The 16,710-nt window shown below is 39.9% G+C and carries 12 protein-coding genes; all 12 read right to left on the bottom strand.

The window, feature by feature from the left end; genetic code table 11:
• Positions 1 to 2: 2 nt before the first annotated feature.
• The gene (locus VP504_RS16005) at positions 3 to 1,040 is read right to left on the bottom strand and encodes a polysaccharide biosynthesis protein (protein WP_325892034.1); all 1,038 of its coding nucleotides are present in this window, start codon (positions 1,038 to 1,040) and stop codon (positions 3 to 5) included.
• A gap of 415 nt (positions 1,041 to 1,455) precedes the next feature.
• On the bottom strand, positions 1,456 to 4,428 hold the full coding sequence (locus VP504_RS16000) for a sulfatase-like hydrolase/transferase (protein WP_325892033.1): 2,973 nt from the start codon (positions 4,426 to 4,428) through the stop codon (positions 1,456 to 1,458).
• Positions 4,429 to 4,631: 203 nt separating this feature from the next.
• Positions 4,632 to 5,666: a glycosyltransferase gene (locus VP504_RS15995; RefSeq protein ID WP_325892032.1), complete on the bottom strand. Its 1,035-nt coding sequence runs from the start codon at positions 5,664 to 5,666 to the stop codon at positions 4,632 to 4,634.
• Between the two features lie 3 nt (positions 5,667 to 5,669).
• A complete protein-coding gene (locus tag VP504_RS15990) occupies positions 5,670 to 6,752 on the bottom strand; it encodes a bifunctional glycosyltransferase family 2/GtrA family protein (protein ID WP_325892031.1) in 1,083 nt (360 codons plus the stop codon).
• On the bottom strand, positions 6,753 to 8,633 hold the full coding sequence (locus VP504_RS15985) for a hypothetical protein (RefSeq protein WP_325892030.1): 1,881 nt from the start codon (positions 8,631 to 8,633) through the stop codon (positions 6,753 to 6,755).
• Between the two features lie 22 nt (positions 8,634 to 8,655).
• A complete protein-coding gene (locus VP504_RS25630) occupies positions 8,656 to 9,693 on the bottom strand; it encodes an EpsG family protein (protein ID WP_442788882.1) in 1,038 nt (345 codons plus the stop codon).
• Entirely contained in the window at positions 9,690 to 10,298 is a 609-nt protein-coding gene (locus VP504_RS15975; RefSeq protein ID WP_325892028.1) for a hypothetical protein, read from the bottom strand. Before VP504_RS15975 ends, VP504_RS25630 begins: the two co-directional genes overlap by 4 nt.
• A 16-nt stretch (positions 10,299 to 10,314) precedes the next feature.
• The gene (locus VP504_RS15970) at positions 10,315 to 12,051 is read right to left on the bottom strand and encodes an ABC transporter ATP-binding protein (RefSeq protein ID WP_325892027.1); all 1,737 of its coding nucleotides are present in this window, start codon (positions 12,049 to 12,051) and stop codon (positions 10,315 to 10,317) included.
• Positions 12,052 to 12,085: 34 nt separating this feature from the next.
• Positions 12,086 to 13,336 (bottom strand): hypothetical protein, encoded by a 1,251-nt coding sequence (locus tag VP504_RS15965; RefSeq protein ID WP_325892026.1) that lies wholly within the window; start codon positions 13,334 to 13,336, stop codon positions 12,086 to 12,088.
• 20 nt (positions 13,337 to 13,356) lie between these two features.
• Positions 13,357 to 14,247, bottom strand: coding sequence for a glycosyltransferase family 2 protein (locus VP504_RS15960; RefSeq protein ID WP_325892025.1), 891 nt, complete (start codon positions 14,245 to 14,247; stop codon positions 13,357 to 13,359).
• The gene (locus tag VP504_RS15955; RefSeq protein WP_325892024.1) at positions 14,241 to 15,044 is read right to left on the bottom strand and encodes a hypothetical protein; all 804 of its coding nucleotides are present in this window, start codon (positions 15,042 to 15,044) and stop codon (positions 14,241 to 14,243) included. Before VP504_RS15955 ends, VP504_RS15960 begins: the two co-directional genes overlap by 7 nt.
• Entirely contained in the window at positions 15,037 to 16,704 is a 1,668-nt protein-coding gene (locus VP504_RS15950) for a hypothetical protein (protein ID WP_325892023.1), read from the bottom strand. Before VP504_RS15950 ends, VP504_RS15955 begins: the two co-directional genes overlap by 8 nt.
• Between the last annotated feature and the right edge of the window lie 6 nt (positions 16,705 to 16,710).

The following is a 16,710-nucleotide window of genomic DNA, read 5'->3' as shown; positions in this document are numbered from 1 at the left end:
CACTACACACCTTCAGGGATGAAAACATTTCCTGACTCTATCTCTCGGATAAAGTCGAGCTTACGCAGCAATACTTTCATACCTTCAACATCAAGTCGCTCAGTATTGTTTGAGTTGTAGTCTTCAACCAATGACAGATCTTTCTCGCCTTCCTCGAAGTATTTTGAGTAGTTCAAGTCGCGGTTATCTGCCGGCACTCTGAAAAACTCGCCCTGCTCTTGGGCAACAAACATTTCTTCGCGGCTACAGAGTGCTTCGTATTGCTTCTCGCCGTGACGCGTACCAATCACATTGACCGGATGATCTGGCTTACCCATGATTTCAAGCAGTGCTGTCACGAGCGTATGGATGGTTGCTGCAGGTGCTTTTTGTACGAAAATGTCGCCATTAACACCATTGGTAAATGCATGAAGCACCAAGTCTACAGCGTCGTCCAACGTCATCATGAAACGGGTCATCGATGGGTCGGTGATAGTGATCGCATCACCCTGTACGATTTGTCGGATAAATAGCGGAATAACTGAACCACGGGATGCCATAACGTTGCCATAGCGGGTACAGCAAATCGTTGTATTTGTTGTGTCTAGCTGTCTGCTCTTGGCGACTATTACCTTTTCCATCATCGCTTTGGAAATTCCCATAGCATTGATTGGATAAACGGCTTTGTCTGTACTCAGGCATACAACGCGTTCAACATTAAAGTTGATCGCTGCCTCTAGAACGTTTTCTGTCCCCAGAACATTCGTTTTGACTGCTTCTAATGGATAAAACTCACAAGAAGGAACTTGCTTGAGCGCAGCAGCATGATAAACGTAGTCTACGCCGCGCATAGAGTTCGCTACGCTTTGGTAATCTCGAACGTCGCCCAAGTAAAACTTCAACTTTTCTGAGTTGAACTTCTTGCGCATATCGTCTTGCTTCTTCTCATCTCGAGAAAAAATGCGGATCTCTTTGATATCGGTGTCTAAAAATCTCTTCAGCACTGCATTTCCGAAAGAGCCTGTACCACCCGTAATTAGTAAAATTTTATCTTTGAACATAGTTCTCTTTTCGACCAGTTTGTGCAAGCAACCATCTCAGGGGTACTACCCAACATTTATACTATGAGCCTGATAAAGCGAAGCCTACTTTTTATGCTTTTTTGAAATAAGTCCGAGGGAGCGTCAGTATACCACGATGTAAGCCTTTCTCGAACTAGGATGAAGAACGACAGTGAAACGATCTTAACGTTTATTATCACTTACTGATAAATACCTCGGTAACCAGAAGGAAAGGAAAATAGCCTTTCTTCCACTGAGCGGGAGTGCGCACTGTCAGACGGCATTCTCTCACGAGACTGTATTACGGCGTTTGTATCCAAACGACTAGGAAAAAACGGTAAGAGCTCGGAACTGATTCACAGCAGCCAAGCTCTCTATAGCTTTCAGTCGCTTTTCAATGGTTAAGGCTTGCGCACTACAGACAAGCTTCTTGGACAAAGTCGACTGAATCTACATACATGCCGTAGGCAAAGTTTAGATGATTGCAGGCTATGCCTATCTCGCCATCAGCATTGTTAACATTGATGTTGAAAAGAAACGTTTTAATGCCATTTTCCTTCAACTCGAGCATCTCGTTGATGTTTGATTTTATATCAGTGGTACTTAGGGCTAAATGCTTCACGCCAAGGCTTTTTAAACGCTCTACGTCTTTATTTAAATGTAGGTATGTAACCCATGAAGGCATAGGTGAAAAAATACCCAACTCTGTTGCTTCCTCTAACGCTTCAACTGTGAACAACTCCATGACTAGTCGGTCCTTAAACTCAAAGACTTCAAGTACCTTTTTCGGAGAGTTTACTTTGTCGGTAACCAGAAACGCATCTGGATGAGATTCAAACCAAGTGTTCAAGTCTTCTAAAGATAGGGGCGTATATTTTCCGTGCATTTTCTTAGACATAAAGTCGTCATAGCGTGGAGGAATGTCTCCGCTATAATCAACTTTCTTAGCCCACTCTTTCCACTCATGGGCAGCTACTAGCCTATGGTCGCTCGTCTCCAATAGATCGATTTCAAAATACCTTAAGCCCTGTCGATACGACTCATTGAGCGCTTCCATAGAGTTTGTATAGTGGTGTCCGTCAATGCCACCACCGGCATGCGCTATATACCTCTCCATCTCCGGTATTTTTTCAAGATAGCTTGGCGCCTTAATATTTGCGGTTGGATCAACAAGTTCGAAGAAGACAACAGAGACCTTGTCGCTATTTCTGTATCCAGAATCTACTTTTTCTCTTAGGTCTTTGAAATAAGATCTTATAGGATCATACCACTTCCTATCATGATCAAACTTATTCTTCTTTGCTACATCACGTGTTAGAAACAAATCATTATCAATATCATTTTTGTGAACAGTCGTGCTCAAAGAATAGTGACTCTGGCTTGATGTTGGTATCTTGATCACTTCTATATTATAAAAGCGCTCTATTTGTTCTTTTACTTCTTCTTTATTATGGAAAGGTAAATATATTTCATCCTCTAAGTAAACCAGAGAATGGGCAGGAACGTTACTCAACATCCAGCGCTGCTGACTAGAAAGCAATCCCTCAACACCTAGCTCCTCTTTAATTGAAGCTAACTTTTTAGCATCAGCTGCTCCCAACAGCGACTGCTCTACCTGGCTGAATGTAAGAGAATTCTTATCTTCCTCTTTGAAAACATTGACTTCATTACTTAGCTTTCCGAAAGCAAAACAAAAGCCCTCTGTTCTTACTTCATCATCAAATGTATTATTCAAAACGTCACAATGATCATAAATGACGAATGCATCTTCATCACGGAATTCCGTAACTGCTCTTAGCAGGCTGCTTTCATCATCTTTATAATATGGAATTATTTCGAAGTTTTCCGAGATAGATAGAAGCACTGGCGCCTTAAAGACCTTACTCCCTATCTCAACAATTCCATTATCAAAATTAACGCTTTCTCCTTTTGAGATATTAGGAAAATCCCAAAGTGACATGAATAATGCCTTGTTGTTTTGCAGCACTACTTCTATGTTTTTATCCTGTGCTAATGATGGCACGTCTTTTTGAAGATCAACACCTAAGCCGATCTTTTCATTAAATCCTAACGTTGACATGACGGTTGACGCTATGTCTAACTGTGAACCAGAATTTTCGTTATTTGATACCTCAGTGCCTTGAGGATAATTGATGAAAAACAGCTGTCTACGTTGTTCCGTTTCCCACAACGCTTTTGCCGCCGTCCCCATGCCGAAATGATCAGAAGCAACAACAATGATTGTGTCGTCAAAACGTGCTTCACTGCGAATCTCGCTAATAAAGTTAGCAATGAGTGAACTAGAGCATGATGCTGCTTTGACTATCGGTGGAACATCTACTGAATATTCATTAGTAGAGCAGGTTGATGACACGTAACCATCTGGAAAATGCGAATCGATTGTAGCAATAAAGTACCCAAATTTACTGTCAGGATTGATTTCCCGTATATTGGTTAACGCATCATTTAAAAGTGTGTCGTCGTAAACCCCCCAATAGTGAGACGCAGCTTCCGGGTACTTGTCCTTCAGATACTTGCTACCCAGCAAATTCTTGAAACCGTGCTGGCTGTAGAATGCACGAATGCCAGAAAAGTCTAAGCTTGAGTTCTGTAAAAATGTCAGGTCATAGCCATAGTCAGATAGAATATCACCTAGACAGTTCGCACCTGGGTAAAACTCTTCAACGCTTCCTAGTGTGTTGCCACCAGATGGATGAGTAAGAGGAATGCCGCATAAAGACGAGACCATACCAGCAATCGTCCAGCTACCGCCTTCTATTTGCCTCACATTGTCGAAGCTTACGCTATTATCTTCCCAGGACTTAAGTTCACGAAAATAGTCGACATATCGAGGGTCGTCTAAGTACGTGCCTTCGAGACTCTCGGCAAAGATGAAAATGACATTTTTACTTTCTCCCTGTGGGTGTCCCTTCGCATTAGATGCCTTATTGGATAGCTCTTTACTTAGCGTTATCTGATTTGTTGATACATTGAAAAAAGAATAGGTTTCCCAAACAAAAGGAGATAGTGATAATGTTGCTAAAAATAAAATTAAAAAATATCTTTTGCTTGCTGATCGATTAACACCGAAATTAGATATCACTTTCCTCAGTACAAATATAAACAATGACACTAAAATCAAGAAAGTGAGATAGAAAATTGCTGACTCTACAATAATATCGATGCCATTAACCTCATCAAAATATAGGGCATTATATATAAGTGCACTATTTGATGGATGTCCAAGCATGTAAATCGACGTGAGGTCCACTGCATATAGTGAAAATGAAAATAAAACAATCAGTCCTAAACTTTTCGACTGCCCACTTTTCAACAACGCATAAAGTAGAGACAATACGACAATCGAAATTGACATCAATACAAACATTATTTGATAATTCCTCGCCAAATATCAGTGCTCATGCTCAGCAACATACCGACAATACTCATAAAAATTCTGCTAACGGTTCTTCGCGAATATTCGAAAGACACCTTAGATAATCCGAAGCAGGGTTACTTTGTTCAGTAACTCTTATAGAACAAGATAACGTTAGGAGAGCACTAACCGTTCAAACACCTAACAAAAATGCGTTACATCACCACGTCGCGCCAAAATTTAGTCGGACTTTCAACTTCATCTATCATCGAGCCCTTTCCTTCAAACCTAGCGACGGCTCGCGCAATCGATAATGGGGAAGTGGGATCAAATGTTTCTACTGGTTCGCATACATCCCGGACGTAATCTAACTCTGATGCAAGTATGGCTTTATCCATCCGGCTTGCTTCAATCAGAGGAAGTCCAAAAGATTCAGTAAATGACGGAAATATCAGAGCTTTACATCTTTCGAGGGTAGCCATTGTCTGTTGATACTCACAACTTCCCAAGTTATCAATATCGATGCCTTCACTCTGAAGCTGCTTGATTCTATTGACTACAACTGCATGCCCGTCTGCGACCGTCAACAGCAACTTGGGTGTTCTGCCAAACTTAGTCTGGAGCAATTGCCATGCAATCAGAAGATTCTCATGATTCTTATGCGTATCACCGCTAGAAATATAAAAATAGAAGTCGTCTGCCTCAAGGCTAGGTTTTACAGCTACATTTTCAAACTTGAAGAAGGGACTAATCTTGACACGAGTTGTGCTTCGATTACCCAGAAATAGATCAAGATGGCGCGCCATTGACTGGGTTTGAACCAAGAATTCACTCACTTTCCAAGCAAATTTGCGCAGTATTATTGATTCAATACCCAACCGACACTTTACGAAGATTGGGTGCGAACCAATATGCTCCCTATCAACAAGGAGTCTGTTCTGTAGGAAAACTTTTACTGTTCCTTTGACATTCAGAATCGGAGGCAAATTATGAAAACAAAGCGTAACTGTGTCGTCGCCAGAGACCGCTTGCAACTTCCTCTCAGCCTTCCAGCGACCACTCATCGAACTGCTGAAAAAATGACATTTATGATCACTCAGAATGTCGGTTACTTGGTTGCGTGCTCTTTCGTCGAGGATAAATTCGACATCTAGCTCTGGGAGTACGTCAACAATCAAACTTTTGAGTAGTGTTAAGCCACCACCAGTATGAACATTCGGTGCAAAAAAAATTACTTTTCTATTGGACATTTACTACTTAACTCTAGACGTGCCAGTTGGCTCAAGTTCTGCTCTGCGATTCGTAAATATATAGGCTCTAACAAAAGCAAAATTCACAAAGAACAAAACTGACTCAACTAATACCTTAGCAACAACTTCACTACCACCAAACTGTGATGTAAGTCCGATTTGTAACCAAGAAGATACTAAGCCCATACCATAAACATATAGAACGAATGCCGTTAACTTCTTGTAACTCGCCTTTGTCTTGAACACCACTTTGTTTAATAGAAAGAATTGTACGCCAATTGATGCCGTTCTCGCAGCAAAGTTTGACGGTGTCACTGACAAACCGAGGTTTATAGCAATCAGGAATACAAAAAAGTCAGTCAATGCTGTGAGTATTGATGAGAATGTGTATCTAATTAGTACAAAGTATATTCTAAAGGAATCGACTAAAGGTCGAAATGAAGTGGCTGCATTGTTCTCTATATAAATGGTACTTATCGGAATTTCACATATGTCACCAGGAGCATATTTCCTGCAAGCTAGTGCGAGTTGTTCTGTCTCAAATTCAAATCGATTTGACTTGATAGACAAACACTCTCTCATAAACTCTCTTGTTACTCCCCTCAGCCCAGTCTGTGTATCCTTGTATTTGTAGCCTAATGCGAAGGAATATACGACTCTGGATATATTGTTACCAATATAGCTTTTTAACGGTATGTCTTTGCTAAAGCTGCGATAGCCCAGAACAAATGACTCTGGATTCTCGCCCATTTTTTCTACCAGACGCATACAATCGTTGATCGTATGCTGACCATCAGCATCTAACGTTACTACCGACTTTACTAAAGGTAACTTTGTCAGCACATGGTTGAATGCCGTTTTCAACGCAGCTCCCTTGCCAAAGTTGATTGCATGCTCGAGTATTACTACGTCATCTGATGCTAAATCATGGATGCTATCGAATACTGCAGAAGACTGCTCCGAGCTCCCATCATTGACGATAATCACTGGGGCTTTTGTTTTAGTCCTGATTTCCTTCACCAATGACAGCAGGTTACTACAAGGATTAAATGCAGGAATTACGAACGCATAGTTTGTATCTTCCATTTAAGACTCATTGGGTTGTGCAAAATAAATTAACCAGTCTTCTCGACCTACAACCTTGAGGAGACCACTTTTTTCACCTGATTGTACTATTTCCCACCCTGCATTCGGCGTGTCTTTCGTCCATGGACCGAATACAAAGTAGCGACCACCCTTACAGGTATGATGAAAATGTGACTCGAATCGCTGAGCGAACCAAGCTCTTTCAATAATACGGTCGCGGTGTTTATTGAGCTTAAAGTTGTATGGGAGCATGAGCCTATTTGTATAAACTAGCACACACTCTTCAGTATTTTCTAACAGGTCATCCAGCTTAGTCGCTATATCTACATTATCGATTCTTATTTGCTGTTCAACTTGTTTTCTCATTGCTACATTTTTTGAATCGAGATATAGGGTAATGCCAACTACAGAGATTATCACTGTGATTAAAAAGCTATTAGCCAACACTTTTACATTGAAAAAACGAGGAAGGTTTACATTCAGACTCTCGTATGTGGCACAATTCATCTTCCTAAGAGGACTTTTATCATACAAGTAAGCCATGAGCTTATTAAGCTTCTGACCTAATAGTAGCGAAGCTAGAAGTATAAAAAAGGATTTAACCCAAAGTCCATTTCTGTAGTCATATGAAAAGCTAACAGTCCATACGCATATCCCAATCATAGAAAATAGAAATAGCAAGTATGATAACTTTTTCTTTTCCTTTGGCAGCTTCATCACAAACACCAATAGCGATGACAGAAGCATAACTATCGTTATATATCCTGCTTGAACATAATCAACTATGTATCGATGTCCATCTTGTATATAAATGAACTTTGACTCAATTAGCTTTGCATTCTCTAAAGCTATCACCGACCATGGTTGGCTAACCGTTTCGACACCGTCCTGAGAAGATAGTGAATATAAATACGATAAATTAGCTAATGGATTTGTATTGTGACCGAAAAAAACCACTAAAAAAGAAAGAAAGAAGGAAAAACATATAATAGTTAAAATGATTTTTTCTTTATTGGAAAAAATGCCTTTAGAGATTGTAAATATATACAATGAAGTAAAGAAACAAAAAGCCAATCCAGCCTGCTTAAATATAGAACTAATACCAGAAAAAACCACTGCAAGAATTAGGTACTGACGGCCTTTGTTCGAATCAATAGATGCATATATCAAGGTTAAAGTAACTATACCTAAAATGGCAACGGGAACATCCATATATCCGCTGATACTTTTATCCCACCAAATTAATGGTAGTGAGAAGAATATAGCTAGCAGATACGTGCTATCTCGCTTTTCCAAATAAAGTGTAAACAATAAAAACAGAAGGAAACCAGGAAAAATGAACATTAGTAGCTTTGCCGTCCACCATATCTCTGATGTACCTTGTATTTGATAGAAAAGACTCCACATCGCGGGAGCTGCAACTGGATATGCCGTCCCTGCTGGTTGCCAGTCCCCTCTGAACATATCAAGCGCCCACTGGTTCCAAGAGACGATGGCATCCCACTCTATGAAGATCAAACCAATATTATGTTTAAGCGGTAACAGGGTAAGTAAACTCAACAATATTATGGGTATATAGCTATAATTTTTTTGAGAATACTGTACTATAGTCTGTCTATTTAAATGCCGTAGAATAAAATAGAAAATAAAGACTAATATTATTAAAAATATGAGACCGGATAGCAAAAAGACAGTGTTATTCATTCCTTGTAATTCTAATGAGTAATCAAAAAGAAACACTAGCCATATATATACTAAAGAAAATGAAAATGCACCACTCACATTTATTGATATCTCATCTTGCCTCCTAAGCATTGTAAATAACAATTGTGGCAAAACAAAGATAAATATACATCCTGTAATAAATCTTGTTAACTCCATTTAGATACCTATTACTCTTATGTTACAACATTGATATTGTGGACTTATAAAGTAATCCCGTACTCACCAAGTACGTAGCGACGGCTCTAACTTTTGGGTTGCTAAATATAAGTGAGATTAAAAATGGAATTAAGATAACCTCAAAGACCATAAATAGTTGCCCAATCCTGATGGAAAGTATATAGAAACTAGATAGAGCGAACGATAGCGCGATACCAAACACATACACTTTAGCTATCAGAGAGTAAAACTGATTCTTTGAAAAATCATCCCAAAAGTGAAATATCAAATAGCACAAAACTAGATATTTGATATTTCTAGCAGTATCAATTGTAATATCTAAACTATAAACACTCAAATAGTAAGACATCAATTTTTCTGGAATATACGATTTAATAAATTCAACTTGGAATATAAAATCAACACCAATTGTATATCCATAGACGATCGAGAAAAGTAGAAAGACAATGAAAAACCAACGTCTATTTATGAACTTCAGCGGGAGTATTAATATAGAAAGGATAGTAGATGAGTGGAATAGAGCAGGAGTAAAAAAAAGAAAAGCACTTTTTGAAGATCGAGAATACAAATAGCACGCTAATACTATTAGGCAGGTTGCAGTACCTTGTCTAATTTGGATTAGCTCATTAAAAATAAAGAATGTTGAAAAGTATACCATTAAGTACTGAAGGTAGCGATCTTCATCTTTAGCAAAGATATACCAATATACACTACTGATCAAAATTGCAGTTAACGTATAGAAAAGCTTACCACTATCTGTAATCAGTGTGCCAATGTAAGAGTAGATGATAAATCCAGCTTCGAATGAGTACTTATTTTTAGCTTCACCAACACCTGATTGATTATAGCTTTCTAAATTAGTGAAAAACTCAACATAAGCTTCAAAGTCAGTATTGAAATCCCTAAAATAAAAAAGGAATACGAATAGTATCGATATCACTCCGATATATACATATCGCTTTCTAATATTGGGTCTGGCAATGTCAATCGCCAACAGTAATGTGAGCAGAAAGCTTATAAATACATATGTTAATATCATTTCGTCTCCTTCTTATGAAGTAGACTCAGACAACATAACGTTGTAAATATCGAGAAGAGTATGATTTTGACCATAGTCTTAAAATCAACACTATGGTATTTATAGCTTGTTACATCCATGTAGAGTGCCATATTATTCACGGCAGAATATTTTTTGGCACAACCAAATTCAATCTTTCTGTTTTTACACATCCACCTATAGTCATATAGGTATGAGTAAAAAATGGTTATAAGTTCATCTCTGATCCGTTCGAATTTTTCCTCTTCAATATCTTTTATTCGCAACATGTAAGATAAACGGTCACCATCTGGTGCCCGATATATATCAAAGTCAATTTTTTTGTGATGATAATAATCGTAAGATCTAAATAGCTTTTCTTTCAAATTGCTATTTTCAATCAGTGCTTCATCAATATCGACCATTGCGAAAATGTTAGATGTCTTATCATTGTTATCTGCCTCATGATGGAAAAAGAAGTAGATATCCCCATATGTGCGATCTCCAATATAAAGACAGAAAGCGAAAATTAAAGCAAATAAAATTGAAAATATAGCGGTACTTCTTAGAACGCATTTCCATTTCAGGTTTGGAATTTTAAAGTCCATTTTAAACCCTATTGATTCAGCAATACTTCTCTCTATATATGTTTATTGGCATTACTTCAGTATCACCCTTTGTTACTCGTATAATGTAATCACAAATCGACAAAGTTGATTCTCTATGCGCTATCATTATTAACGTCTTATCACCTTTATAGGTTGACAATGACTTTATTACATTTTCTTCCGTTTGTTTATCTAGAGCACTTGTGGCTTCATCTAAAATCAACACATCAGGGTTATTAAACAGCGAACGCGCTATCCCAACTCTTTGACGTTGACCACCAGATAGCTTACCACCACCTTCACCTACGTTCGTTTCGATACCTTTTTCTAACGCATCTACCGTAGCCGTCAGTGAAACTTTCTGTAACAGTTCATCGATGCTGACTTCTTTGTTAGATTGACGATAAAATTCAATGTTATCTTTGATTGTTCCGTCGATAAGATAGGTTTCCTGGGGCACATAGCCTATATGTTCCCAGTAGCTTTTCTTTGAAAACTGTAGTGGTTCGCCATTGACCAATATTTCCCCCTCTTTCGGCTCTATTAAGCCTAGAAGAAGATTAATTAGCGTACTCTTTCCAGCCCCAGTTTCACCAACGACACCAACCACATCCCCTTTCCTTATGGTGATATTAAGGTTGTCAAACACACTCCTAATATCGTCATATCCGTAACATACGTTGTGAAATGTGATTTCTTGGATATCAGTGAATTTGTCCGTCACCGGCTGAGTTTGCGCTTGCGCATCAGTCTCATTGTCACCCAGAGCTTCGAGGTAGTTTTCTACGGATGGCTTTGCGTAAGATATTGCTTGAACGTGTGCAACAACCTTACTCGCCGAAGGCAACACTTTGATTAACGTTGCCAAGAATATACCTAGTTCGATAAGGGTTTGTTGAATGCTGTTCCCTGATGAATATGAAAAGAACGCAATCAGAAATACACAAAGTATGGAGACAACTTCAAGGAAGAACTTAGGTAACGAGTTGTAAAATAGAGCCGTAGAAATTGATCGTGCACTTTCACTACTGTGACTCGAAAAGGCATCGTTAATTTCTTTTCGGCGACCATAGATCAGTACTTCTCTGATACTGGAAAACACTTGCTGTGTGGTTTTCACTATCGAACCATCTGCAGCAATCTGGTACTTCGCTTGTGTTTTGAGCCTCGGCGAATTGAATTTTGCTAGTGCTAAGCCCGAGAAGAAAAACATCATTGCCGATACCAATAAACCAAAAGGGTTCAGGTACAGGAGGAAGCAAAAGAGAAACAAGATGGGTATCAATTCAGAGAGCAATACAAGCACTGGCATGATAAATCTTGCCTCAACGGCATTGATCTCTGTTGTCAGGTTTCTTAGGTAGTCAGAGGTGTTATTTTGAACATGGTATCGATATGGCTTGTTCAAGTAAGAACTAAACAATAGCTTCTGGTACGCAGATTTTGCATAAGAAACAAATTGATAGGTTTTCTTGTATACGTAAAGACCCAGCGCATTTTTGGTCACAAAAATGCCAATAACAAGGAACATTAAAGCGAGCAAGGCTCGCTCATATGACAGGTCCTTGATACCAAATACCGTAGCCCACTGATTTACTTCTGCTGGTTCCAGTGCAACTTGCATCAGTGGAATTAGAGAGGCAATTGAAGCCACCTCTAATAACCCGACAAAGCCAACCAGAGGTATCAGTAGTAAAAACTTATACCGATCGGTTTTTGGCAACAAGAGTGCCATGCTTAGAAATTTCTTCAATCTCACACCCTATCAATTAATCAGATTGCTTGAATTAATTCAGCATTTCAGCTGTCTGTTTATTGATGTCGATTGAGATTTCTTTCGCTTTTGCTGAGAACTCTTGGTAGTCCTCAACGAGCGCACAGATTTGCTCCTTGATTGCCTCTACATTTCGAATATCTACTGATAAATGACCGTTCGATGTGAGCAGCTCAGAGAGTTCATCGCTGTTAGTCAAACCCAGTATCGGGTTACCAATATTCATATAATCGTAGGTTTTATATGGAATCGTTGTTTGGCTGCGATCATCAGCATGCTGAACAAGCAATGAAATCTTCTTAGAAGACGCAAACTTGATTGCTTCTTGTCGTGGTTTTATTGGCAATTGCGATACGTATTCACGTTTCAGGTGGTGCTCGCGCATCTCGCCGTAGATGTCACCTAGGTTTACGATCTTAACAGCATTCTCACCAATTTTGCCTTCTTCAATCAGTTGGTCAATGGCATCAATCAGCGTGTATAGATTTCGAGTTGTGTACAGTGTACCCAGATGAATGATTTCCAAAGCTGTTTCACTGTCACGCTCAGCCTGCTCTTTAGCTTCGAAACGACGAGACCCCGGATAGATTGCGCTAATTTTGTGTGCAAACGTAGGGTTGTTTTCTTTTGCTTCTTTCGCGGCACTCTTGGTAACAAACACTAATTTGTCAGCATATTTAGCAAGCAAATGCTCAATTTTACCCAAAAGGCTACGGGAGTTCTTATTTCGCCCGATGTCTTTCCCTGTCAGCGGATCCTGCAGTTCACATATCAGGCGACCACCAGTAAGAAATTTAAGCAAGAATCCAGTAAAATGCGCGCATGCCGGACCACCTGTAGTGAATACTTCTTTGCATCTGTATGCTAATTTGAGAGAGAAAGAACATGCAAATGAACTCACTGCCCAAGACCACTTTCCGCCACCAAGACCAGATGTAAGAACTTTTTGCAAAAGATCCAACGCAACCCCGATAGTGATAATGAAAGGGAACGTGAGGATCAGTTTTAAGTAGGGAATCGGCATTCCCTCATTCTTAAGGTGGTTCACTTCAATTTTGACGTCGTACCAAGATAGCGATGGCACTCTAAAGTGTTTAACGCCTGGCGTTTCACACTTCTTAGACATCAGTGAAGAGACAAGGATCACTTTGCGGTCGAGTTGTTTCAATGCTTCAATTTTGTCGTCGGCCCACTCTGCCGGACAACAGCCCATCACACCATAGAAATATGATATGAAGAGCAATGGATTAGTTTCTTTCATCACTAAAATCTTCTTTAAACTTGTTAGATGTGAATGCCTGCTTTCGCTAGTAGGTTTAGAATCTTTCCGCCTAGTGCATGGAGTTTCGGATAACGATTAGTGATTTTTCGAACGATGCCGATCTTACGAACGCCAGCACCTATCACTACTCCCTTTTGCATTTTCACATCCATATCTTTACAAAGCTTAAATCCATTTTTTGTATAGTACTGAAGTGCAATGTCAAAACGGTTAAGTGCGGTTTGGCTAGAAGAAATCGCTGCGCTGTCCATGCCCAGTTTTTTGCCGTACTTAGGGAGGCTACCCCAGCAACTTTCATCATCCGCTGGGTGTGGAGGTACGTAAGTCGCAAGGCCAAGTTTTTTCTGGATCATGTAGGAGAAGTGAATGTCCTCTCCAGCGATCTTGCTTGCATCAGTTGGTGGTAGTTCACTCCAAAATGCAGCCAACCACTCTCGTTTGAAAAACCATGCGTGGCCAACAATATCAACTTGCTCTACGCCTTCGTTTGTATCACCCCACCCGAACGCTTCAAAGGGATGATAACGTTTAGTGCTTAAGAATCTTAAGCCTCTTGTGCCTAGCAAACCTTCATGGGTTTCCATCGTTTTCAAACAATTCTCAAACCATTTCGGCCCAGGGATGGTGTCATCATCAAAGACGCAGATATATTCTGCATCAATATTCAATGCGTAGGCGAATCTAGCCCATACTCCTAGATTTTCAGAGCACTCTGCATGAATAAAACGAGACTTCAGGTGATCGGGTATAATTTCACCTTTGTTTTGCCACAGATAGATATTTTCAGCCTTTACTGTTTGAGAATCAATTGCATCTAATTGCAGTTCTAAGTACTTCGTTCTTTTGTAGGCATTCAGTACAACCGCAATCTTTGGCTGAGCCACATTTACCATTTTATATTATACCCCTTGAACATTTTGTTCTTGATTCTCTTCACAATGGATTGATTTCCATCGTGATAACAACGCGTATTGCTATCAAGCGAAAGTAAGTTATTAATCGATGTTCCGATATCGATGAAGGTTATATCTTCACGAGTTTTTGCTAGCTCACAGCCAACAATATTGCTGAGAGAAGACGCCGAAGACAGAACGAGTGAACCTGGCTCAATGTCTTTGAGCGCATTTAGGACCAGCTCTTTGACATCAGCATACGTTGCAAAGAAGTTGTCAGGTATGCTGATGACGGTGCCACTAGCGAGCTCTCCAATGAGTTGGGCTCTGTAATTTGCGATAACATAGATCTTTTCATAGTTGCCCAACAAGGGGACCACTTCAGATTTATATCTCGCGTAGTTTGAATTCAGAAAGAGGTCTGCAAAACTGATTTCAGGGGTGATTCCACCATTTAGACGAACGAATAGCTCTCGGTCAATTACCGCGTCATTGTGGCTAGAGGGCACACCTTTCATGAAGCCGCTCTTTCGAAATGCTGCTGACTCGAGCAAGTCTTGTCGCACCTTTTGATCAGACCTAGGATCAAATTTCTTCTTATCAAAATCCGGGAATTTGTTATCAAACACCCGACCTCTGAATACTGTCTTACCCTGATTAATTTCTAGAAATCGATTTCTAATAATTTCCGTTTCGCCATCACTAAAACGCACAAAATAAAAGGGCGTTTTATTTCTAAGCTTAGAAATCACTTCATCCAATTGTTGAGTTGCATCAGGCACGATAGCACTATTCAATTGCTGTCTCCGGTGCTATTTTCAGTTCAAACTCTTCTTCCAGTGCAGAGAGCTCTTTGAGCCAATTTTTGTTGGCGCTTTCGCCCATCTCATCTATCAAAAGATGCGGAAACCCCATGTTAACCGAATATGTGTTATTTACTTTCCGGTCCCCAATCAAATAAAACGTATTATCTACGTTTGTTTGAGTGGTGCCTGAGTTCGTGGTATCTGTCCTCGCATTTCTATATCTTGCTAGATTGTAGATGGCCGGGTTAAGGCAACGCTTGGATGGCTCGTTTGATACGTTTAGTTCTGGAAAGTCTGACGTTTGACTGAGATTGCTATCATAGGAATCTACAAGATCTATTTTGACGTTATTGTTCACGGATAGGTGATGAAGCAAGCTATTGAGCAATACAGTGTCAATACGGCCAACCAAAGGTTGGTTGTCAAAGCTGGTATAAACGTAGTCATCCGGTAGACTGCCGCTCTTCAATAACACATCCAGTGCAGTTTGCTGCTTCAGGGCGCCAGAGTAAGTCAACAATGAAACCTTGTCGCTCTTGACCAACGATTCGAAAGTGGTTGCGGTATCTGCACCTTCTTCCGCGTAAACGACAATGTTCTGGCATTCATCACCCAACGCTTTTTCAGCGCTGCTTACCAGCATTTGCCAGTATTGCTTCTTGTCAGAATGAGTCACAATAACAAAGCAGTAACTTACTGGGTTTATCGCACTTCCTTTGTGATCCGAGAGAAAGTCGCCGTCATCTATAAATCGAACATTTTCACGCAAGCCTTTAGATATAGCGTACCCTTTTAAAACGGCGCCTCTGTGACTCAATTGTGATAGCGTTGGTTTGAAATTAAACGACGTTGGCACGTTAAAGGTGTTCTCACCGGTAGTGTTAGGTCGTTTAATGGCATTCTTGACTCTAAGGCCCAGGCCAAAGACTTTGTTGTAAAAGATTGTACCGGTACATAGCGAGGTTAGCCTCGTAACGATACCGTCTACCTGCTTCAAGATACCAATGCGAGCTGTATTGACGCTATCACCTAACCGCGTTTTCTTAATGAAAAGTGGAAAAGTATCTTCCACTTTTTCTGGTGATGTTTCTATATAGTTCGCTATGGATGTCAGATAGAATGCTGGGAGTTGTGCTAATGCTGATAGTTTTGAGCAGGATGTCAGCACCCAATTTTCACTGTACCCATAATCTACAAGGTCAGCATACTGAAAATAGATATACTCTTTCGGCAATGAAGCATCTATCAAAACAGGTTTATCAAACTCTGCCTTCCAGTTAGTCATGAATACCAGCTCATCACCTGACGCATCACTGGCTAGGTCATTGATAACTCTTGCCCTTGAAGATAAAGCGTTATAGTTCTCAAAGAGTTGATTCTGGTTTTCAGCACTGAACTTTTCACTTTTTAGCAGCTCATCCAGTGACGAATCGGCCTGACAGTCGGAAAGATGAAGACGCTTCAGATCCTTTCCATACACTTTTTTTATCAGCTCTTCGCTTGTGACTGCGGAGCTATGTGCATAAACGTGAATTGGAAGAGAAGGTGGTAAAACACGCTGAATTGCGATAAATCCTTTCCAAAATTGACTCAGACCTTCTTTGTCTTTATCAAAAACGTCACCTGAAATGCAGAGGTTTATACCACTCATCAAAGT

The organism is Grimontia sp. NTOU-MAR1, assembly GCF_035758505.1.
Taxonomy (GTDB): domain Bacteria; phylum Pseudomonadota; class Gammaproteobacteria; order Enterobacterales; family Vibrionaceae; genus Enterovibrio; species Enterovibrio marinus.
This window is presented reverse-complemented; position numbering and strand designations above follow the sequence as displayed.